This window comes from Lysobacter fragariae (assembly GCF_054779775.1).
Genome location: NZ_BAAGXP010000006.1, coordinates 463,729 through 485,076, shown reverse-complemented (window position 1 = coordinate 485,076; position 21,348 = coordinate 463,729). Strand labels below are relative to the sequence as shown.

General features: G+C 65.1%; 20 protein-coding genes. 10 read left to right on the top strand and 10 right to left on the bottom strand.

Annotated features, from left to right (window positions below):
* Nucleotides 1–9: 9 nt before the first annotated feature.
* Both ACYVD7_RS08165 and ACYVD7_RS08160 read right to left on the bottom strand, forming a co-directional pair.
* On the bottom strand, nucleotides 10–1,017 hold the full coding sequence (locus tag ACYVD7_RS08165) for an NAD-dependent epimerase (protein WP_460761435.1): 1,008 nt from the start codon (nucleotides 1,015–1,017) through the stop codon (nucleotides 10–12).
* A 5-nt stretch (nucleotides 1,018–1,022) separates the two neighbouring features.
* Entirely contained in the window at nucleotides 1,023–2,318 is a 1,296-nt protein-coding gene (locus tag ACYVD7_RS08160; protein ID WP_460761432.1) for a nucleotide sugar dehydrogenase, read from the bottom strand.
* A 208-nt stretch (nucleotides 2,319–2,526) separates the two neighbouring features.
* On the opposite strand from ACYVD7_RS08160, the gene galE reads away from it, so the two are divergent.
* The gene (gene galE, locus ACYVD7_RS08155; protein ID WP_460761882.1) at nucleotides 2,527–3,588 is read left to right on the top strand and encodes a UDP-glucose 4-epimerase GalE; all 1,062 of its coding nucleotides are present in this window, start codon (nucleotides 2,527–2,529) and stop codon (nucleotides 3,586–3,588) included.
* A gap of 165 nt (nucleotides 3,589–3,753) precedes the next feature.
* Here galE and ACYVD7_RS08150 read toward each other — a convergent pair whose 3' ends face one another.
* The 6 genes from ACYVD7_RS08150 to ACYVD7_RS08125 form a co-directional block, all read right to left on the bottom strand.
* Nucleotides 3,754–4,950: an MFS transporter gene (locus tag ACYVD7_RS08150; protein ID WP_460761430.1), complete on the bottom strand. Its 1,197-nt coding sequence runs from the start codon at nucleotides 4,948–4,950 to the stop codon at nucleotides 3,754–3,756.
* A complete protein-coding gene (locus tag ACYVD7_RS08145) occupies nucleotides 4,947–5,276 on the bottom strand; it encodes a DUF190 domain-containing protein (protein ID WP_460761428.1) in 330 nt (109 codons plus the stop codon). Before ACYVD7_RS08145 ends, ACYVD7_RS08150 begins: the two co-directional genes overlap by 4 nt.
* Nucleotides 5,276–5,665: a fluoride efflux transporter CrcB gene (crcB, locus tag ACYVD7_RS08140; protein WP_460761425.1), complete on the bottom strand. Its 390-nt coding sequence runs from the start codon at nucleotides 5,663–5,665 to the stop codon at nucleotides 5,276–5,278. Before crcB ends, ACYVD7_RS08145 begins: the two co-directional genes overlap by 1 nt.
* A gap of 49 nt (nucleotides 5,666–5,714) precedes the next feature.
* The gene (locus ACYVD7_RS08135) at nucleotides 5,715–7,061 is read right to left on the bottom strand and encodes a replication-associated recombination protein A (RefSeq protein ID WP_460761422.1); all 1,347 of its coding nucleotides are present in this window, start codon (nucleotides 7,059–7,061) and stop codon (nucleotides 5,715–5,717) included.
* A gap of 113 nt (nucleotides 7,062–7,174) precedes the next feature.
* Complete coding sequence (gene lolA / locus ACYVD7_RS08130; protein WP_460761419.1) at nucleotides 7,175–7,807, bottom strand: outer membrane lipoprotein chaperone LolA; 633 nt, start codon at nucleotides 7,805–7,807, stop codon at nucleotides 7,175–7,177.
* Between the two features lie 267 nt (nucleotides 7,808–8,074).
* Entirely contained in the window at nucleotides 8,075–10,429 is a 2,355-nt protein-coding gene (locus ACYVD7_RS08125; RefSeq protein ID WP_460761417.1) for a DNA translocase FtsK, read from the bottom strand.
* A 592-nt stretch (nucleotides 10,430–11,021) separates the two neighbouring features.
* Here ACYVD7_RS08125 and trxB point away from each other — a divergent pair.
* The 5 genes from trxB to infA all read left to right on the top strand — a co-directional run bounded on the left by trxB (nucleotide 11,022) and on the right by infA (nucleotide 15,297).
* The gene (trxB, locus tag ACYVD7_RS08120) at nucleotides 11,022–11,975 is read left to right on the top strand and encodes a thioredoxin-disulfide reductase (protein ID WP_460761414.1); all 954 of its coding nucleotides are present in this window, start codon (nucleotides 11,022–11,024) and stop codon (nucleotides 11,973–11,975) included.
* Between the two features lie 3 nt (nucleotides 11,976–11,978).
* Nucleotides 11,979–12,842, top strand: a complete 864-nt coding sequence (locus ACYVD7_RS08115) for a hypothetical protein (RefSeq protein ID WP_460761410.1) — start codon at nucleotides 11,979–11,981, stop codon at nucleotides 12,840–12,842.
* Between the two features lie 3 nt (nucleotides 12,843–12,845).
* On the top strand, nucleotides 12,846–13,988 hold the full coding sequence (locus ACYVD7_RS08110) for a GNAT family N-acetyltransferase (protein ID WP_460761408.1): 1,143 nt from the start codon (nucleotides 12,846–12,848) through the stop codon (nucleotides 13,986–13,988).
* 195 nt (nucleotides 13,989–14,183) lie between these two features.
* Nucleotides 14,184–14,939, top strand: a complete 756-nt coding sequence (gene aat / locus ACYVD7_RS08105; RefSeq protein WP_460761405.1) for a leucyl/phenylalanyl-tRNA--protein transferase — start codon at nucleotides 14,184–14,186, stop codon at nucleotides 14,937–14,939.
* A 139-nt stretch (nucleotides 14,940–15,078) separates the two neighbouring features.
* Complete coding sequence (gene infA / locus ACYVD7_RS08100; protein WP_031372296.1) at nucleotides 15,079–15,297, top strand: translation initiation factor IF-1; 219 nt, start codon at nucleotides 15,079–15,081, stop codon at nucleotides 15,295–15,297.
* A gap of 103 nt (nucleotides 15,298–15,400) precedes the next feature.
* On the opposite strand, the gene clpA is transcribed toward infA, so the two are convergent.
* Both clpA and clpS read right to left on the bottom strand, forming a co-directional pair.
* Nucleotides 15,401–17,683: an ATP-dependent Clp protease ATP-binding subunit ClpA gene (clpA, locus tag ACYVD7_RS08095; RefSeq protein ID WP_460761402.1), complete on the bottom strand. Its 2,283-nt coding sequence runs from the start codon at nucleotides 17,681–17,683 to the stop codon at nucleotides 15,401–15,403.
* Nucleotides 17,684–17,822: 139 nt separating this feature from the next.
* Nucleotides 17,823–18,143, bottom strand: a complete 321-nt coding sequence (gene clpS, locus ACYVD7_RS08090) for an ATP-dependent Clp protease adapter ClpS (protein WP_460761399.1) — start codon at nucleotides 18,141–18,143, stop codon at nucleotides 17,823–17,825.
* Between the two features lie 122 nt (nucleotides 18,144–18,265).
* On the opposite strand from clpS, the gene ACYVD7_RS08085 reads away from it, so the two are divergent.
* From ACYVD7_RS08085 to ACYVD7_RS08070, 4 genes are all read left to right on the top strand, one after another.
* Nucleotides 18,266–18,745: an NUDIX hydrolase gene (locus tag ACYVD7_RS08085; protein ID WP_460761396.1), complete on the top strand. Its 480-nt coding sequence runs from the start codon at nucleotides 18,266–18,268 to the stop codon at nucleotides 18,743–18,745.
* On the top strand, nucleotides 18,742–19,929 hold the full coding sequence (gene mnmA / locus ACYVD7_RS08080) for a tRNA 2-thiouridine(34) synthase MnmA (protein WP_460761393.1): 1,188 nt from the start codon (nucleotides 18,742–18,744) through the stop codon (nucleotides 19,927–19,929). The genes ACYVD7_RS08085 and mnmA overlap by 4 nt, the downstream gene beginning before the upstream one ends.
* 95 nt (nucleotides 19,930–20,024) lie before the next feature.
* Nucleotides 20,025–20,624 (top strand): lysogenization protein HflD, encoded by a 600-nt coding sequence (locus ACYVD7_RS08075; RefSeq protein WP_460761880.1) that lies wholly within the window; start codon nucleotides 20,025–20,027, stop codon nucleotides 20,622–20,624.
* 207 nt (nucleotides 20,625–20,831) lie between these two features.
* Complete coding sequence (locus tag ACYVD7_RS08070) at nucleotides 20,832–21,254, top strand: hypothetical protein (RefSeq protein ID WP_460761390.1); 423 nt, start codon at nucleotides 20,832–20,834, stop codon at nucleotides 21,252–21,254.
* The last annotated feature ends 94 nt before the right edge of the window (nucleotides 21,255–21,348 follow it).

Genomic DNA, 21,348 nt, shown 5'->3' with positions numbered 1-21,348 from the left:
CGCCTGTCCTCAGACCCCGTGGTACTGGCGGTACCAGTCGACGAATCGCGCCACCCCGACTTCGATAGGCGTGGACGGCGAATAGCCGACATCCCGGCGCAATGCTTCGACGTCGGCCCAGGTGTCGGGCACGTCGCCGGGCTGCATGGGCAGCAACCGGCGTTCGGCCTTGCGTCCGAGGCAGTCCTCGAGCACTTCGATGTAACGCAACAGTTCCACCGGCTGGTGGTTGCCGATGTTGTAGACCCGATAGGGGGCATTGGAGCTGGCGGGCGAGGGCGACGCCGAAGCGTTGTCCAGGGCCGGGGTTGGGACCCGGTCAAGCGTGCGGACGATGCCCTCGACGATGTCATCGATGTAGGTGAAGTCACGGCTGTGGCGGCCGTGGTTGAAGATGTCGATCGGTTCGCCGGCAAGGATCCTGCGGGCGAACAGGAACAGCGCCATGTCCGGCCGTCCCCAGGGGCCGTAGACGGTGAAGAAGCGCAGCCCCGTCGTCGGCAGCCCGAACAGGTGGCTGTAGGTATGCGCCATCAGCTCGTTGGCCTTCTTCGTCGCGGCGTACATGCTCACCGGATGGTCGACGTTGTCGTCCACCGAGAACGGAAGCTTGCGATTGGCGCCATACACCGAGCTGGAGGAGGCATACACGAGGTGTTCGATGGCGCGATGACGACAGGCTTCCAGTACGTTCAGGAAACCGATGACATTGCTGTCGACGTAGGCGCGGGGGTTTTCGAGCGAGTAACGCACGCCGGCCTGCGCCGCCAGGTTCACGACCCGCTGCGGTCCGAACGAGGCAAAGGCATCGTCCACAGCTGCGCGGTCCTCGAGCGAGCCCCGCACGAAACGGAAATTCATGCGCGGTAGCAGGCGTGCCAGCCGTGCCTGTTTCAGGCGCGGGTCGTAGTAGGCGTTGAGGTCATCGAAGCCGAGCACCTCATCGCCGCGCGCAAGCAGCACCTCGCTCAGCTTCGCGCCGATGAAACCTGCTGCACCGGTGACGAGTACGCGCATCGCAGTTACAGACACCCATCGACGCTGGCGCGCGGCAACGCGCGTTTGACGTCAAACAATACCGCCCCGGGTACGCCGAGGTTTCGTATCCGCTCGGCACCCATCGCGACGAATTCGCCGTGGGCCACCGCGAGCACAACCGCGTCGTAGCGGCCGGCGACGAGTTCATCGATCAGGTCCACACCGTATTCGGCATGCGCGTGTTCGGCGTTGACCCATGGGTCGTGCACGTCGACGTTGGCGTTGTAGCAGCGCAGTTCGCGAATGATGTCGATCACCTTGGTGTTGCGCAGGTCCGGACAGTTTTCCTTGAACGCCAGACCCAGGACCAGCACGCGTGCCTGGGTCATGTCCTGGTTGCGCTGGCGCATGAGCTTCACCACCCGGCGTGCGACGTGGCTGCCCATGCCGTCGTTGATGCGGCGTCCTGCCAGGATCATGTCCGGGTGGTAGCCGATCTGCTGCGCCTTGTGTGTGAGGTAGTAGGGATCCACGCCGATGCAGTGGCCGCCGACCAGGCCCGGGCGAAACGGCAGGAAGTTCCACTTGGTGCCAGCGGCTTCGAGCACCTCGTGGGTGTCGATGTCGAGGCGATGGAAGATCAGGGCCAGTTCGTTGATCAGGGCGATGTTGACGTCGCGCTGGATGTTTTCGATGACCTTCGCCGCTTCGGCCACGCGGATGCTGGACGCCTTGTGGGTGCCTGCCTTGATGATCCGCCCATAGAGGGTGTCGACCAGCCCGGCCGCCTCCGGAGTCGACCCCGAGGTGACCTTCATGATGGTTTCCAGCCGGTGTTGCGGGTCGCCCGGGTTGATGCGCTCGGGGCTATAGCCGGCATAGAAATCCTGGTTGAACACCAGGTTTGACTCGCGTTCGACGATGGGAATGCAGATTTCCTCGGTCGCACCTGGATAGACCGTCGATTCATAGATCACGATCCCGCCGCGTCCGATCGCCCGGCCCACCGTCCGGCTGGCTGATTCGAGCGGGCGCAGGTCAGGACGCTTGTACTCGTCTATGGGAGTCGGCACGGTCACGATGAACACGTTGCAGCCGACCAGCGACGAGGGATCGCTGCTGAACTCCAGCAGGGCGGCCTCGCGCAGCTCTTCTGCCGAGACCTCCCGGGTATGGTCGCGATGGGCCTTGAGTTCGGCCACGCGCGCGGCGTCGATGTCGAACCCGACGGTCGGGAACCGCTTGCCGAACGCCGCGGCGAGCGGCAGGCCTACGTAGCCCAGGCCAAGGATCGCGATGCGGGCCTCGTCCAGCGAGGCTAACGGGGCATTGTTTGCCAAGCAGACCTCCCCTGAGGGTCGACTTTCGTGCCCGTGGTGCGGCATCTGGTCTAGTTGTTAACGCCAATCACGCCGCATCGCGGACAAGCGCGACGGGCGGGGCCGTGAAGGGGATCGGCGGCCGCAGGGCTGGACGCCCGGGCCTCCTTTCCGCGTTGTCCTAGAGACAGGGGCAACTCGGCAAATCCAGATGGCCGGCCAGACTTCAATGAGCATCCTTGTATGCGGCGGCGCCGGCTACATCGGCAGCCATACCTGCGTTGCGCTGGCAGAGCAGGGGCATCGCATCGTCATCGCCGACAACTTCACGAACAGTTCGCCGAGCGTCCTGTTGCGCTTGCAACGCGTCACGGGTGCACCGGTGGAGTGCGAGCGCCTGGACCTCCGAAGCAAGTCAGCCGTGACCAGGTTGTTCACACGCCATCGGTTTGATGCCGTGATGCATTTCGCCGCGCTCAAGGCCGTTGGCGAGTCGTGTGCGCGCCCGCTGGCGTATTTCGAGAACAACATTTCCGGCACGATCAACCTGCTGCAGGCAATGCAGGAAGCAGGCGTGGAGAGGCTGGTATTCAGCTCGTCGGCCACTGTCTATGGCGATCCACAGAGCGTTCCAATCAACGAGCAAGCCCGGCTGGACGTGACCAATCCCTATGGCCGCACCAAGCTGGTGATGGAGCAACTGATCAACGACGTGTGCCAGGCGTATGGTTCTTTCCGCGCCGCCAACCTGCGTTACTTCAATCCGGTGGGCGCGCATCCTTCCGGCCTGATCGGCGAGGATCCTGCGGGCGTTCCTAACAACCTGATGCCTTATATCTGCCAGGTCGCCGCAGGCCGGCGAAGTAAGTTGAGCATCTTCGGCGGCGATTACCCGACACCAGACGGCACCGGCATCCGCGACTACATACACGTCATGGACCTGGCAAAGGCACACGTGGACGCGCTGGATTACCTGATGCGCGGCGACGGAAACCTGACCATCAACCTGGGGACCGGCCGCGGAATCAGCGTATTGGAGCTGGTGCATGCCTTTGAACGGGCATCTGGCTGCAGCATTCCCTATGAAATCGTTGCGCGTCGCCAGGGCGACGTCGCGCAGGTCTATGCGGATCCATCACTCGCGCACAGCCTGCTTGGATGGCGGACCCAGTTCGACGTCGACGCGATGTGCCGGGACGCTTGGCGGTGGCAGTCGATGAATCCGGCGGGATACCTGCGGGGAAAGGGAGTTGTTCGGACTCGGCCGCAGCGCGCCTCCAAAGCGCAATGAATCGGGTCGGGGCGCGGATGCTTGGCGAAGCAATGGTTTTGACATTTACATAATATACATTATGCGAAGTTGTGGAAGTGCCGAGAAGACACCCTTTCCGCCGAAATCCCCTTCCAGAATGCGTTCCGAACCAGCCAATCTCGGCAGCTTTCTCAGCCTGCCTCGTCAGCGCGCAGTCCACGGCCTCCGTACTACCCACGTGGCCAGCAGCACCGCCGCCAGTAGCGCGCACGTTGCCCCAAACGCAAACGCGGACAACACCGAAACCGAATCCCACAACAAGCCGAACAACAGCGACGCCGGCAGCAGCGTCACGCCCAGCGTGAGGTGGTACCAACCGAACGCGGCACCCAATTGGTCGCTCGCCACCAGGTCGGCAACCATGGCCTTCTCCGCCCCCTCGGTCGCGGCGATGAAAAGGCCGTACGCCGCGAACAGAACCCACACGCCCCAGACCGGAACTGCGACTGCACCCAGCAGCAGATAGATTGCGGCGTACGCGATCCACCCCGTGACGATCAGGCGACGCCGGCCGAACCGATCCGACAGCGCCGACAGCGGCGTCAGGAACACTGCCGCCACCAGCGACATCAGCGCCCACAGCAATGGAATCGACTGCTGGGCGAAGCCGAGTTCGCGTACCCGCAGCAGCAGGAACAGGTTGGAGGAATTGCCCAGCATGAACAGCCCGAGCACCACCAGATAGCGGCGGAATTCAGGCGGAAAATCGCGCAGGCGCCAGTTGAACTGCTGTCTGGGAGCCGTGCTTTCGACCTGCGGTTCGCGCAACCGCAAGGTGGCGAAAAACACCAATACCGCCGGCACTGCGGCGCACCAGAACACGGTGCGTAGTTCCAGCCCCAGCGCGAGCAATGCCGAAGCCGCCAGCGGCCCCAATACGGCACCTGCGTTGTCCATCGCACGATGCACGCCGAACGCCAGTCCGCGCTGTCCAGGCGAAACGCTGCGACCCAACATCGCGTCGCGGGGCGAACTGCGCAGGCCCTTGCCGATACGATCGGCCAGTCGGCACAACAGCACGAACCCCCACCCCGTGGCTGCGGCGATCAACACGCGTGCGAGTCCCGCAACGCCGTAGCCCCAGACCACGAACGGCTTCGAGCGCCGCGTCCGGTCCGACCACACACCCGATGCCAGTTTCAACAGGCTGCTCACCGCCTCCGCCAATCCTTCGATCAGGCCCAGCACGCGAGGCCCGGCGCCGAGTGTTCCGGCAAGGAAAAGCGGCAGCAGCGGATAGATCATCTCGCTGGCGCTGTCGTTCAGCAGGCTGATCCAACCCAGCAGCCAGACGCTGCCGGGCAACGCGCGCAAGGCGGAGCCGAGCGCTGGCCTGCTCACGCGTCGTTGCTGCCCGTCGTGCCGCACTGCGCAGGCAGCAGGTAGTAGAACAGCGATGCGCCTTCTGCGCCGACACGATCGAGGAGTCGCTGCGCGTCCTCGCGACTTACGACAAAGACGACTTCGAGCGGCAACTGGCCGGCGAGTTCAAAGAAATGCGCTTCGTGGCGGATGCCGTGTCGTCCGTATCCGGCGATGGCGCGGAAGGCGGAACCGCCCTGCAATCCGAGTGCCTTGGCTTCGTCCAGAAGCCAGTCGTACGCCAGCTTGGCGTGGATGCGCTGGGATTCCAGCACGAAGAACTTCAGGTACACACAGGCGTGCATCAGCTCGTCCCCCGCAACAGGCGCACCGTCCACAGCCCCAGCCCGGTCGCCAGCAGCGAACCGGCGAGGTGCAGCGTGACGTGCAAGGCGGCCCAGCCGTACTGCTGCCGTTGCAGCAGCGTCACGGCTTCGGCCGAAAAGGTGGAGAACGTGGTCAGCGCGCCGAGGAATCCAGTGACCAGCAGCAGGCGTGTTTCCGGCGAGACGCCAGGATTGAGCGCGAACCACGCCATCGCCAGGCCGATCACGTAGCCGCCGGCGACATTTGCCACAAGCGTCCCGATGGGTACCGCCGGAAACACCGGATTGAGCCACAGCCCGAGTCCCCATCGGGACCACGCGCCAAGGGCCGCGCCCCCGCCTACCGCGATGAATGCCTGCCAGTTCATGCCGCGATCATGCCATGCGATGTGCTGTGGCCGGAGTCGGCGAATGGCGTCAGCCAGCGCCCCGCGCTTTCGCCCTCGCCGCCCGCAGCGCATCGAGTTTTTCCTTCAGCTTGATCTCCAGCCCGCGTTCGACTGGCTGGTAGTACACGCGCTCGCCCATCGCGTCGGGAAAGCCGGTCTGGCCAAGCGCTACGCCGCCTTCCGCGTCGTGGTCGTACTGGTAGCCCTTGCCGTAACCGAGCTGCTTCATCAACCGCGTCGGCGCATTGCGGATGTGCAGCGGGACTTCCTGCGTGCCGTACTCGCGCACGTCGTCGCGAGCCGTGTTGAAAGCGGCGTACGCAGCGTTTGATTTCGCAGTGGTGGCGAGATAGATCGTCAGTTGCGCCAGGGCGAGATCGCCCTCCGGGCTGCCGAGGCGATCCCATGTTTCCCAGGCATCGATCGCCATCTGCAGCGAACGCGGATCGGCGAGGCCTATGTCCTCGACCGCCATCCGCGTGAGGCGCCGCGCAAGGTAGCTCGGGTCGACGCCGCCATCGAGCATCCGTGCCAGCCAGTACAGCGCGGCGTCCGGATTGGAGTTGCGCACGCATTTGTGCAGGGCGGAAATCTGGTCGTAGAACTGCTCGCCGCCCTTGTCGAAGCGGCGCGTGCGGTCCGCCAGCACCTGCTCCAGCGTCGACGACGTGACCGCCCCGCCCTCGCCTGCCAGGTCGGCAGCGATTTCGAGGAAGGTCAGGCCGCGGCGTACATCGCCATCGGCGGCGGTAGCGATGAGCTGCAACAGGTCATCGTCGATCTGGAGTTGGCGCGTACCGAGCCCGCGTTCGTCGCTCGACAGGGCGCGCCGCAATGCGATGGCGATGTCGTCGGCCGACACCGCTTCCATCACGTGCACGCGGCAGCGTGACAGCAACGCGGAGTTCAGTTCGAACGACGGGTTCTCGGTGGTCGCGCCGACGAAGATGATCGTGCCGCGTTCGATATGCGGCAGGAAGGCATCCTGTTGCACCTTGTTGAAGCGATGCACCTCGTCGACGAAGAGCACGGTGCGCCGACCGCCGGCAAAGCGCTGGGCGGCCTCGGCCAGTACTTCGCGAACCTGCGGCAAGCCCGAGAGCACCGCCGAAATCGCCTGGAACTCCGCGTTCGCGTACTGCGCCAGCAGCAATGCCAGCGTGGTCTTGCCGCAGCCGGGTGGTCCCCACAGCACCATCGAATGGATGTGGCCCGCTTCGATGCCCTTTCGCAGCGCGGAATTGGCGGCGAGCAGGCGGCGCTGCCCGACCATCTCGTCCAGCGTGCGCGGTCGCATGCGCTCGGCGAGCGGGCGCAGGTCGTCCTGGTGGGTTTCCAGCTCCAGCGAGCCGGTTTTCGAAGGCGTGCGTGGCATCGGCCCATTGTAGGGCGCGGGTGCGGCCGCGGCTTCGCTTCTTGGCTGTGCGGCCAGCCTGGGCGGCGATCATGGCCGCAGGAGCATGACCGCCGGAAGCTGTCGTCAGTGAATCAGCCTTCGCCGATCACGTCCACGCCCTTGGGCGGTGCGTATTTGAAGGTGTCCTTCGGGAACGTCGGATTGCGCTTCCAGCCGCTGAAGCTGATCTCGGTGCGCTGGCCCAGCGCATCCACCACCTGCATCTTCACCAGCGCATTGCCGGAAAAGCCGAGCCTGGCCGTGCGGAATCCGGCGTCGGCGCCATTGTCCTTCGGCGCAAGGCTCAGCCATTCCATGCCGTCGGAACTTCCGGCTTCCTTCACGACGAACTGCGCATCCAGCTTGCCGGGATCGATCAGCGCCGCCAGAGGGCTGTTCTGTTCTTCGGCACCCTGCGGGCGTCGCGTGACCTGCTGCAGGTCCGGGTCGTAGACCCAGACGGTCTTGCCATCGGCGACGATCAGCTGCGGGAACGGCTTCACGTATTCCCAGCGGAACAGGCGCGGTGCCGACAACGCGACCTTGCCGTTGGAGGATTCCTTCAACTTGCCCTGCGAGGTGAACACCTGTTGGGTGAACTGGCCGTCCAGTCCCTTCAGGCCCTTGGTGAAAGCCGCAAGGTCGTCGCGCGCGCCGGCGAAGGCGTTGCCGGCAGACAGGGCGATCACGGCAGCGGCGACAAGGCGCGTATTGATCAGTCGCATGGTGGGTTCCGATGGAAGCTGGGGCGAGTCTGCCCCGACGAGGCTGAACAGGGATGGATCCGGTTCGCGGAGAGCGCCTCGGCGGTGGATCGTTCAGCTGGAATTATCGCCGAGGCTCAGGGGCGATGGCGTGTTGATGGGGCCCGACGCAGGCGAAGTCGGCATGCGATGCCGATTCCTGCAGTCAACTGGCGAAGAACACCGCGATGCCCCGAGGATCGCTCGTCAGTGGATTGCGGGAGCAAGGTTTTTCGCCGCCAACTGCAATTACTTCGGCGGCGGCGGCGCCAGAACGCTGCGGTCGCCGTTGTGTTCCGGCGGTGTCACGACGCCCGCGGCTTCCATCGCCTCGATCAGGCGCGCGGCGCGGTTGTAGCCGATCTTCAGGCGACGCTGCACGCCGGAAATCGATGCGCGCCGGGTCTCGGTGACGATGCGGACGGCTTCGTCGTAGAGCGGATCGGATTCGTCCCCTGCCCCGCCGCCGCTTTCCGGCAGGCCGGTCGCACCGACGACGACGCCTTCGCCCAGCGTCTGAACTTCGTCCAGCACGCCTTCGACGTAGTCGGGGCCGCCGCCGATCTGCTTGAGGTGTTCGACGACGCGGTGCACTTCCTCGTCGCTGACGAACGCACCGTGCACGCGTTCGGGTAGCGCGGTGCCCGGCGGCAGGTACAGCATGTCGCCGTGGCCGAGCAGCGTTTCCGCGCCGGACTGGTCGAGGATCGTGCGCGAGTCGATCTTGCTCGACACCTGGAACGCGATGCGCGTCGGAATGTTCGCCTTGATCAGGCCGGTGATGACGTCCACCGAAGGACGCTGCGTGGCCAGGATCAGGTGGATGCCGGCGGCGCGCGACTTCTGTGCCAGCCGCGCGATGAGTTCTTCCACCTTTTTGCCGACGATCATCATCATGTCGGCGAATTCGTCGATGAAGATGACGATGAACGGCAGTGGTTCCAACGGCCGTGGTGCTTCGCTCAGCTCCGCGTTCGGCTTGAACAGCGGGTCCATCATCGGCTGCCCCGCGTCCTGCGCGTCCTTCACTTTCTTGTTGAAGCCGGCCAGGTTGCGCACGCCCACGGCCGACATCAGCTTGTAGCGGCGCTCCATCTCGGCGACGCACCAGCGCAGGCCGTTGGCGGCCTCCTTCATGTCGGTGACGACCGGAGCCAGCAGGTGCGGAATGCCCTGGTAGACGCTGAGTTCCAGCATCTTCGGGTCGATCATCAGCATCCGCACATCCTTGGCGGATGCCTTGTACAGCAGCGACAGCACCATCGCGTTGACCGCGACCGACTTGCCCGAGCCGGTGGTACCCGCGACCAGCAGGTGCGGCATACGCGCCAGGTCCGCGACGGTCGGGCGACCGGCGATGTCCTTGCCCAGCGCCAGCGTCAGCGGGCTGGCGGACTTGTCGTATTCCTTCGAACGCAGCAGCTCGGAGAGGAAGATCATCTCGCGTGTCGTGTTCGGCGTTTCCAGGCCGACCACCGACTTGCCGGGGATCACGTCGACGACACGCACCGACTTCACCGACAGGCCGCGGGCGATGTCCTTGTCGAGCGAACTGATCTGGCTGACCTTCACGCCCGGCGCGGGTTCCAGTTCGAAGCGCGTGATCACCGGGCCCGGATAGGCGCCGACGACCTGCGCATCGATGCGGAAGTCCTTGAGCTTGAATTCGATCTGGCGCGACAGTGTTTCGAGCGTCTCCTCGCTGTAGCCCTTCGGCTGCGGCTTGGGATCGTCGAGCAGCGCCAGCGGCGGAATGCCGGTGCCATCGCCGACATGGAACAGCGGGATCTGCTGCTCACGCTTGGCGCGATCGCTCTTCTCGACGACAGGCGCCGGCGGCGGCTCGATCTTCACCGGCGCGCGCTTGGCCCGCAGCTCGGTGTCGGACTTGCGGGCTTCCTCGCGTTCTTCCTTGAAGGCGCGCGTTTGCTGCCACTCGGTCGCCTGCTGGCTGCCGCGACGGAACAGCTTGCTCAGCAGCGGGCCCAGGCCGAGCGTCCATTGCCCGACCTTGTCCATGACGGTCAGCCACGAAATCCCGGTCGCCAGCGTCACCGACACCAGCAGCAGCGCCAACAGGAAGAGGTTTCCACCCATCGGACCGAAGCCGCGCAGCAGCGACTTGCCGACCAGTTGGCCGAGGATGCCGCCACTACCCGCCGAAAACGCTTCGGCCGCAGCCACGCGCAGTTCCAGCAGGCCCGTGGCGGAGACAAGAAATCCAACGATGCCGACCAGGCGCAAGGCAGGGCCGAGGTCCGCATCGCCGTCGCCATCCGCATCCATTCCGAACAACGCGATCCACGCGATCAGTCCGAGCATCAGCGGCAGCAGGAACGCGACATAGCCCGTCAGGTACAGCAGCACGTCGGCGATCCACGCACCGACCCGACCACCGATGTTGTGCAATGGCGCGGTAACGCTGCCCGAGTGCGACCAGCCCGGATCGGTCGGCGAATACGTGACAAGGCTCGCCAGCAGGTACACCAGCAGCGGCGTGATCAGGATCAGCGCGATGTCGCGCATCAGCCGCTGGCGACGCGGTGACACCGGCGCCTTTTCCGCCTTCGCCTTCTTTCGGGTTGCTGCGGGGGCTTGCGCCACTGTGAGGTTCTGCCTGAGCTAGATTCTGTTAGTCGTTGAAGATACGGGAAAAAACGGCTCCTTGGAACCTTGGCGGGCGAAAATCAGCCGCCTCCCATACCGATCGGTCCGGAGCATAGCCGGGAATGAACAGGGGACGCAGGGGGGCGCCTGCTCCCCGCGTTCGGGCCATGCACTCGTTTGTCTTCGGATGACCACCCGGGTGGTCGGTCCAGCCGGGGCGGATTGCAGTCTCTGCGCCTCTTGGCCACGCCGCGAAATCGCGTTGCGGAGGTTGCCAGCCACCACCTTCATCACGACGACATGTCCCTTCGAGTCCTTCGAGGGCGGCGGTTTTAATCGGCTCCTCCGACCCATCGCCACGCCCCGGGCAGTGCCATGGCGCGAATGCACGAGCGGCCAGGCCGTGCGGCAAACAGAAGCTTGATCGCAACGAAGCATCCGTCGCGTTGCCTTGTAATGCCGGGACGCGACCGCCACTCTATGACGTCCACGGACCTCCGGATTCGTGCCCATCCGCGACGTCGGGCACTCCTCCTGACCCTCCATTCCGCGCCGTACGTGCGCGTCCAACAGCACGCGATCAATAGCCATGACCCCATCCAAGCACTCCCGCCTGATCATCCTTGGTTCCGGCCCGGCCGGCTGGACGGCAGCCGTCTATGCAGCCCGCGCCAACCTCAAGCCGGTGCTGATCACCGGCCTGCAGATGGGCGGCCAGCTGATGACGACCACCGAGGTCGACAACTGGCCCGGCGACGCGCACGGCCTGATGGGGCCGGACCTGATGACGCGCATGCAGGCGCATGCCGAACGCTTCGATACCGAAGTCGTGTTCGACCATATCCACACCGCCGACCTGTCGCGCCGTCCGTTCAAGCTGATCGGCGACAGCGGCGAGTACACCTGCGATGCACTGATCATCTCCACGGGCGCCACCGCCAAATACCTGGGCCTGCCTTCGGAAGACGCGTTCAAGGGCCGCGGCGTGTCTGCCTGCGCCACCTGCGATGGCTTCTTCTACAAGGACCAGGATGTTGCCGTAATCGGCGGCGGCAACACCGCGGTCGAGGAAGCGCTGTACCTGTCGAACATCGCCCGCAAGGTCTACCTGGTGCATCGCCGCGACACCCTGCGCGCCGAGAAGATCATGCAGGACAAGCTGCAGGCCAAGATCCAGGCCGGCAAGATCGAACCGGTGTGGCACCACACCGTCGATGAAGTCCTCGGCAACGATGCCGGCGTCACCGGCATGCGCGTGAAGTCCGTGCAGGACGGTTCCACCCGCGACATCGCCATCCACGGCCTGTTCGTCGCCATCGGCCACACGCCGAACACGACGCTGTTCGAAGGCCAGCTGGAGATGAAGAACGGCTACATCACCATCCGCACCGGCCTCGCCGGCGAAGCCACCGCGACGACCGTTCCGGGCGTGTTTGCGGCGGGCGACGTCGCCGACCAGGTGTATCGCCAGGCAATCACGTCCGCGGGCTTCGGCTGCATGGCGGCGCTGGACGCCGAGAAATTCCTGGACAAGGAAGGCTGAGTAATGCCGGGACGCGTAGCGCGCGGTTGCGCAGTGGTCCTGGCGACCGTGTTGACCTGCTTCGCAGGCAGCGCTGTCGCAGGCGGCTACCTGTGCAAAGACGAACCCGAACTGAGCGCATGGAAGGCCGCCCTGGGCGGAAAGGCGCGCCGGAAGCTTGAAGACCGCGGGGACGTCCACCGCGGCCTGCTCGCGTCCTACGAGACCATGCTGGGCAAGGCATCGCAAGGCGATCCGCAGTCGCGACACCATATCGGACGCTGGTGGGCGATCTGCCAGCTGGGCGAAGGCAAGCTCGGCGCGGACCAGCAGCGCAAGACGATCGAGTACCTGCGGACCGGCGAGGACAGCGACAGCCGCCAGACCCTTACGCTCCTTGCGCTGTTCTCCGCGATGGGTTGGGGTGGTCCGATCGATTCCGAAGCGGCCTACCGCCAGTTCGAAGCAGCACGCGCGAACGCCGTAACAGCCAGGCGCCCGAGCCTGGAGGAATTCGTGGCGGAAGCGAACATCCGTTCGGCGCCGGCGGAACAGCAGCGGGCGGCGTACGTGTTCACCGCGGTTCTCAAGGAATTGGTGGCGACTCGACCCACGACTACCTGGGCGCAGATCGTTCCGGGACGCGAGCGGTTCGAGGACGGCATTCCCGTCGAGATCGCTGTGCAAACCTGCCCGTCGACGACCGAGGTTATCTCCACATTGCCAACCGGCGCCGATGCAGCTGCGACGCAGCAGTTTTTCCAGTCGCTGGTGGCGCAGGTTCCGACAGCGGGGCTGCCCTGCGACGACGATGCCGGCGAGCCCTACCAGCAGGTCCTTGAAGCGACCCTATTCCCGCCCGACCCGGACCCCTTCGCCGGGCGGTGACGCGTGCACCAGGTCGAACTCCCGTCGATAGCCGCGGTTTCCGCTTCCGACTGGGATGGCCTCCATGACGGGCGTAATCCATTTGTCTCGCACGCATTCCTGCTTGGACTGGAGGAATGCGGCTGCCTGCGCGGGGAATGGGGGTGGACACCGCGCCACCTCTCGCTGTGGGAAGGCGAACGGCTCGTGGCCGCTGCCCCTGGGTACCTGAAGACCAACTCGCACGGCGAATTCGTCTTCGATCACGCGTGGGCAAACGCCTATGCGCAGCACGGACTGGATTACTTCCCCAAGTGGCTGTGCGCGGTGCCCTATTCGCCGGTCACCGGCCCTCGCCTGCTCGCGCGTACGGGCGAGCACCGGCGCCTGCTCGCGCGGGCACTCGTGGATGCTGGCGCGCGCGAAGGGTTGCCTTCCGTCCACGTCAATTTCCACACGCCGGACGATGACGATGCGTTCGATGCGCAGTGGCTGGCGCGCATCGACGTGCAGTACCACTGGCGCAATGAAGCAGGCTGGCGGAGCTTCGACGACTTCCTTGCGGACTTCGACCACAAGCACCGCAAGAACATCCGCCAGGAGCGGGCGAAGGTCGCGCGCGCGGGCGTGCGCTTCCGCGTCGTCCACGGCGATGAGGCCAGTCCCGAAGATCTGGAAACGATGCATCGTTTCTACCGCCATACCTTCGCCGACTACGGCAATCACCCTGCCCTGACGCTGCCGTTCCTGCGCCACCTGGCGACGCACATGCCGCGGTCGGTGGTGCTGTTCTTCGCAGAACGAGTCCTCGCCGAAGGCGACGCCGAACCGATTGCTGGTGCGCTCTGCCTGCGCGGCGGTGACACGCTGTACGGACGCTACTGGGGTGCGAACGAACCACTGCCGGGCCTGCATTTCGAGACCTGCTACTACCAGGGCATCGAGTACTGCCTGCGCGAAGGACTCACCCGCTTTGAACCGGGCGCGCAGGGAGAGCACAAGATCGCGCGCGGATTCCTGCCCACCTTCGTGCGAAGCCGGCACTGGCTGGCGCACGAGGGATTCCGCGACGCCCTGCGCGAATGGTGCGCACAGGAAGCCGCATCCGTCCGTCGCTATTCGGCTTCGCTGCAAGCGCACTCGCCGTTCAAGTCGGTGCTGGGGTAGCAGCGACTGTTTGACGCTCCTGGCGCAAGGCGTATGGAAGCCACACGCCAGGTCGCTATCCGTTACCCGACGCGAGTTCCCTTGTTCGCCAGCCGCCATCCCGAGAGAGCGAAGGACCTGCTGTTCCTCTTCCTGTATCCACGCCGGCCGCGACCGCCCATTGAGCTCCATCGCGCCCGCGGTAATGATCGGCCGATGTCACTCCGCCTGCCGCAGCTGCCCGACGATCCCGAAGCACCCTTCCCGCCGGTGACGTCGGCGTTGAAGCAGCCCGATGGACTGCTGGCCTTTGGTGGCGACCTCTCGCCTGCCCGGCTGCTCAACGCGTATCGCAATGGCATCTTCCCGTGGTTCTCGGAAGGCCAGCCCATCCTGTGGTGGAGTCCAGACCCGCGCACGGTGTTCAGTACCGATGGTGTCCGCCTGTCGTCGCGATTCCGCCGGCAGTTGCGGGGTAGCGATTGGGTCGTCCGCGCCGATACCGCCTTCGCGCAGGTGATCCAGGCGTGCGCCGACACGCCACGCCCGGGACAGCGTGGGACATGGATCACCGCGGAAATGCAGGAGGCCTACCTGCGGATGCACCAACTCGGCCACGCGCACTCCATCGAGGTCCACGCGGGCGACCGCCTGATCGGCGGCCTGTACGGCATCAGCGTCGGTCGGATGTTCTTCGGGGAAAGCATGTACAGCGGCGAATCCGGAGGCTCGAAGGTCGCGCTGGCGGGGCTCGCCCTGCGCCTGCATGACTGGGGCTGGCCCCTGATCGACGCCCAGGTGGAGAACGACCATCTGCTGACCTTGGGTGCGCAGTTGTGGCCTCGGGATCGCTTCCTGTCCGCAGTCGCGCAGTGGGGACGCCAGCCGGAGCCCGTCGGTAGCTGGAGCGCGAGGTTCGGGGAGCTCCCCTCCCGCGATCTCGCCACCCGCCTGGGTGCCCGCGAGCCCTGATTGGCTCGATTCGCGTCGCTACATCTGAATGTAGCGGCCCCCGCCAGGAACGTATCGCAATTGCCCAAGGGTTTTGTGGCAGAATGCGCGGCTTCGCGGGCGCGTTGGCGCCCGTTCTTCTGCGGAAACCAGGAACCACATGGCAAAAGATGATGTGATCGAATTCGAGGGCACGGTGGCGGAAACCCTTCCGAACACCATGTTCCGTGTGCGCCTCGAGAACGGCCACGAGATCATTGCCCACATCTCCGGGCGGATGCGCAAGAACTACATCCGCATCCTGACCGGGGACAAGGTGAAGGTCGAAATGACTCCCTACGACCTGACCAAGGGTCGTATCACCTACCGCATGAAGTAATCGCGGTAACTGATTGAATAAAAAGGCGGCCATTGGCCGCCTTTTTTGTTAGGGCGGGTCTTGACCTGCCTTGCCGCGACCTTGCGGCGGGTTAAAACCCGCCCTACACCGTCGCAGGCAGCAGCTTCTCAGGCTCGGCCTGTGCATCGACCACCAGTTCGTCGCCTTTCACGTCGATGGTGACCCGGCCGCCGCCGACCAGCTTGCCGAACAACAGCTCGTCGGCCAACGGTCGCTTGATCTTCTCCTGGATGACGCGGGCCATCGGGCGTGCACCCATCAGCGGATCGAAGCCGTGCTGGGCCAGCCAGTCGCGCGCCGTCGGCGTTGCCGTCAGGGTGACGTTCTTCTCGTGGAGCAGCGCTTCCAGTTCGATCAGGAACTTGTCCACCACGCGCAGGATGTGGTCGAAGCCCAGCGCCTGGAACTGCACCACCGCGTCGAGGCGATTGCGGAATTCCGGACTGAAGGCGCGACGGATCACTTCCATCGCATCGGTCGAATGGTCCTGCTTGGTGAAGCCGATCGAACGCCGCGAGGCCTGAGCCGCGCCGGCATTGGTCGTCATCACCATCACCACGTTCTTGAAGTTGGCTTCGCGACCATTGGTGTCGGTGAGGATGCCGCGATCCATGACCTGCAACAGGATGTTGAAGATGTCCGGATGCGCCTTCTCCACTTCGTCCAGCAACAGGACGCAGTGCGGCGTCTTGACGATCTTCTCGGTCAGCAGGCCACCCTGGTCGAAACCGACGTAGCCCGGAGGCGCGCCGATCAAACGGCTCACCGAATGCGGTTCCATGTACTCGGACATGTCGAAGCGGACCAGTTCGATGCCCAGCTGCAGCGCGAGCTGCTTGGTCACCTCGGTCTTGCCGACGCCGGTCGGGCCGGCGAACAGGAAGTTGCCGATCGGCTTGTCCGGATTGGCCAGGCCGGACCGCGCCAGCTTGATCGCGGACGTCAGCGTCTCGATCGCCGGATCCTGCCCGAAGATCACCATCTTCAGGTTGCGCTCGAGGTTCTTGAGCACGTCCTTGTCGGACGCCGACACCTGCTTGGTCGGGATCCGCGCCATCTTGGCGACGATAGTCTCGATTTCCTCGGTGTCGATCAGGGTTTTGCGCATGTTGTCAGGCAGCAGGCGTTGACGCGCGCCGGCCTCGTCGATGACATCGATGGCCTTGTCCGGCAGCAGCCGGTCGCCGATGTGCTTGACCGACAGGTCGACCGCCGCCTGCAGCGCCTCGTCGGCGTAGGTCACGCCGTGGTGCTGCTCGTACTTGGGCTTGAGTCCCTGCAGGATTTCCACCGTCTCGCCGACCGTCGGCTCGACGATATCGATCTTCTGGAAGCGCCGCGCCAGCGCGCGATCCTTTTCGAAGATGCCGCGATATTCCTGGAACGTGGTCGAACCGATGCAACGCAGCTCACCGGTCGCCAGCGCCGGCTTGATCAGGTTGCTCGCATCCATCGTGCCGCCGGAAGCCGAACCGGCGCCGATGATGGTGTGGATCTCGTCGATGAAAAGGATGGTGTCGGGCAGCTTCTTCAGCTGCGCCAGCACCGCCTTCAGGCGCTTCTCGAAGTCGCCGCGGTACTTGGTGCCGGCGACCAGCGCGCCCAGGTCGAGCGAATAGATGGTCGCGTCGGCCAGCACCTCCGGCACCTCGCCGTCGACGATGCGCTTGGCCAGCCCTTCAGCGATCGCGGTCTTGCCCACGCCGGCTTCGCCGACGTAGAGCGGATTGTTCTTGCGGCGGCGACAAAGCACCTGGATGGTGCGCTCGACCTCGTTGACTCGTCCCACCAGCGGGTCAATGCGACCTTCGCGGGCGAGCTGGTTGAGATTCACCGCGAACTCGGCCAGCGCGTCGCCCTTGCCCTCGCTTTCCCCGGCCTCGCCCTGCCGTGCCTCGCCTTCCTCCTGGTGGGAAGAAGGCTCCTCGCCGCCGTGCTTGGCAATGCCGTGCGAGAGGTAATTGACGACATCGAGGCGCGCGATGTCCTGCTGGTTGAGGAAATAGACCGCGTGCGAGTCCTTCTCGCCAAAAATCGCCACAAGCACATTGGCGCCTGTGACTTCCTTCTTGCCGGAAGACTGCACGTGGTAGACGGCGCGCTGCAGCACGCGCTGGAAACCCAGCGTCGGTTGGGTATCGCGGCCGTCGTCGTCGGCAAGCTTGGACACCGACGTGGCGATGGCCTGGTCGAGGTCGTTGCGAAGCCGGTCGAAGTCGGCGTGGCAGGCCTTCAGCACTGCTTCCGCCGAGGGGTTGTCGAGCAGTGCCAACAGCAGGTGTTCGACCGTCATGAACTCATGGCGCGCTTCGCGGGCGCGCTTGTAGCACTGGCCGATGCTGTACTCGAGGTCCTTGCTGAACATGGGGCTATGGCCTCCGGATCTACTGTGACCCTAGATGGGGACAGTCACCGGCTTTTCCATGCCAGCCCCCCCAGGCGACCGGAACGCTGTGTGACGCGTTTGGCGCCATTCAACAACTACAACGTCCTCGCGTTCCGTTTTAGGCCTTTTCCATCGTGCAGAGCAAGGGGTGTTGGTTGAGTCTTGAATATTCGTTCACCTGTGCCACCTTGGACTCGGCGACTTCGCGGGTGAAAACGCCGCAGACCCCACGCCCCCGGGTGTGCACATGAAGCATGACCTGCGTCGCCTTTTCGGCGTTGAGGGCGAAAAACCGCATCAGTACTTCGACCACGAAGTCCATCGGGGTGTAGTCGTCGTTGAGCAGGAGTACGGAATACAGCGGCGGGCGGGCCACCTCCGGCTTTCCGGTTTCCACCATTACGCCGTGGTGCTGTTCTTGGTCTGTCTGTCGTGCCATGTGGCGATTATAGGAAATGTGGCGGAATTGGACGCTGTTGCCGGCAGTCGTCAGAATTGAAACGCAGACCGCGCGACGCCGCGCATCCCGGATCGGTGGGCCCGGCCCGCCTTGGAGCAGGAATGAGTTATCGCGAAGGCCGCTTCTGGCAACCCGATGTCACCGTAGCGACCGTTGTCGTCAATGAGGGACGGCTGCTGATCGTGGAGGAATCCGTCAGCGGCCAGCTGGTGCTCAACCAGCCGGCGGGCCACCTGGAACCCGACGAAAGCCTGCAGGAAGCCGCGCTGCGCGAGACCCGCGAGGAAACCGGCTGGGACGTGCGCCTGACCGCGTTCGTCGGTGCCTACCAGTGGAAGGCACCGCCCCGCCCGGGCGAACGCGACGGCCGCCACTATCTCCGGTTCGCGTTTGCCGCCGAACCCGTCCGCCACGATCCTTCGCGTCCGCTCGACGAAGGCATCCGCCAGGCCCTGTGGCTCACGCCGGCGGAACTGCAGGCGCAGTCTGACCGTCATCGCAGCCCGCTGGTGTGGCGCACGGTGGCGGACTTCCTCTCCGGCCGCCGCCATTCGCTCGACCTGATGCAGCAGCTGGCATGAGTCAGGCGGCCGGCAGCGGCGTAGGTACGGGTGTCCGCACAATCGTCGGCATGTCCGGCGGTGTGGACTCCTCCGTGGCCGCCCTGTGCCTGCGCGATGCGGGTGAACCCATCGCCGGCTTGTTCATGCAGAACTGGGCCGACGACGGCAGCGGCGAAGTGCAGGACAGCACGAATGTCGCTGAAGGCAGGAAGCCGAAAGCGACCGACTGCCGCGCCGAAGACGACCGCCGCGATGCCGTGGCCGTGAGCGGAAGGCTCGGCATCCCGATCCACTTCCGCGATTTCTCCCGGGAGTACTGGGACGGCGTGTTCGCCCATTTTCTCGCCGAATATGCCGCCGGCCGCACGCCCAATCCGGACGTGCTGTGCAACCGCGAGATCAAGTTCAAGTACTTCCTGGACGCCGCACGCGACCTCGGCGCGGAGTTCATCGCCACCGGCCACTACGCCCGCGTGGTGCAGGTCGACGGCCGCGCCTGCCTGCTCAAGGCCGCCGACCGCAGCAAGGACCAGAGTTACTTCCTGCACCAGCTCGGCCAGGCGCAGCTGGCCGCGACGAAATTCCCGCTCGGCGAGATGATCAAGACCGACGTGCGCGAACTCGCACGCGCCGCCGGCCTGCCGACGCACGCCAAGAAGGATTCCACCGGCATCTGCTTCATCGGCGAACGCGACTTCCGCGAATTCCTCGCCCGCTACCTGCCCGCCCGTACCGGCGAGATGCGTACGCCGGACGGCCACGTCATCGGCGAGCACCCTGGCGTCTTCTATTTCACCCTCGGGCAACGCGAAGGCCTCAACATCGGCGGCGTGCGCGGGTTCGAAGCCGCGCCCTGGTACGTCGTCGGCAAGGATGTCGCCGGCAACGTGCTCTACGTCGACCAGGGCCCGGACAGCCGCTTCCTGTTCTCGCAAGCCTTGCGTTCGGAGACCGCGCACTGGATTTCCGGCGCGCCGCCCGCACAACAGTTCCGATGCATGGCGCAGACGCGTTACCGGCAGCCCGACCAGGCCTGCGAAGTCACCGTCCGCGACGATGGCACGCTTGATGTCGGATTCGCCGACCCGCAGCGCGCGGTCACGCCGGGGCAATCCCTGGTGTTGTACGACGGCGATGTCTGCCTCGGTGGCGCGGTCATCGCCTCGACCGACGCCATCCTCGAGCGCCGGATCGCGGCTTGAGGCGATTGCCTGCACACCGTGACCCGGCGTCTACAACGATACGAAGAGACTCGAAACAGATGACCGAAGGCCGTTCCAGTCCCACCTTCAACCCGATGACGGATCGCGTGCTCGCGCTCGCCGGTCTGGCGCAGGCGCTGGCACAGGTGCGCCGCATCGCCGACACCGGACAGGCGCATGCCGACGTGATGGGCACCGCGCTGGATTCGATCTTCCGCATCGACGCGGGCACGGCCGAGCAGGTTTACGGCGGCACGAACTCGCTACGCCCTGGCTTGCTGGTGCTGCGCGATTACTTCGACGGCTCGTTGCCTGACGATCAGCTGCAGCGACTGGCGCTTGCGGTCATCCAGCTGGAGCGCCGCTTCGTGCGCGATGCCGAGATGGCGTCGCGCGTGCAGGCAGGCATCCGCGCACAGGGCGGCACCGCTGCGCAACTGGGCAGCACGCATCCGGACGTCCTCAACGCCCTCGGCGCGCTGTACGCCGACACCCTGAGCCACTTGCGCCCGCGCGTGCTGGTGCAGGGCAACCCGCATTACCTGGGACAGGCGCCCGTCGTTGCCGAAGTGCGTGCGGTGCTGCTGGCGGCGGTGCGCTCTGCCGTCCTGTGGCGGCAGATGGGCGGCAGCCTGTGGGATTTCCTGCTGCGCAAGCGGGTGATGGGTTCGACAGTCAACGCGCTGCTCTCCTGATCTTCCGCCATCGGATTTCATCAAACGGAGACCTGGATGTCCCCCTGCGTTCCTGTGTCACTGCTTCTTGCGTGTGCGTTCGTCTTTCCGTCCAGTGCGCACGCCCAATCCGCTGTTCCAGCTGAGGCACCGCCCGCGACACAGGAATGGGCAGAGAGCCCCGGACGCATACCCGGGCCCGTTACGAACGCGGAAGCGGAAGCGACGATGGTCATCGACAGTGGCTTGAACCCGCAGCCGATCGAATCGCGGATACAGGCGGCGTTCGGTGATCACGAGACCGGCGTCAACGGCGAGTCGATCGTGCGACTCGATTTCGAAGAGCGTTCGCAGCTGGTTTACATCGCCAAGGAGGCGGGCTCGACGGGAGTGCTGCGCATGCGCAGGATCGTGTCCGCCGCGGCTTCCATCGACAAGGACCGGCTTGAACCCGGGGAACTCTGGGAGCTGATGCACCGCGGCAGCGAGCTGGGCATGGGCAGCTGGGAAGCCGAAGGCGAGCACCTGCTGTTCGTCGTGAAGCTGCCCGATTCGGTGGACGACGACGTGCTGAAACTCGCAGTCATCGTCGCCGGCCAGACGGCCGACGAGATGGAACAGGCCATCAGTGGAAGCACCGACGAATACTGATTCACAGACACCTTTGAAATGCGCGGTTCCGGTCACCAGGCGCCAGATAAAACAAAAAAGCCCCGGACATGCCGGGGCTTTTTGCTGGCCGATT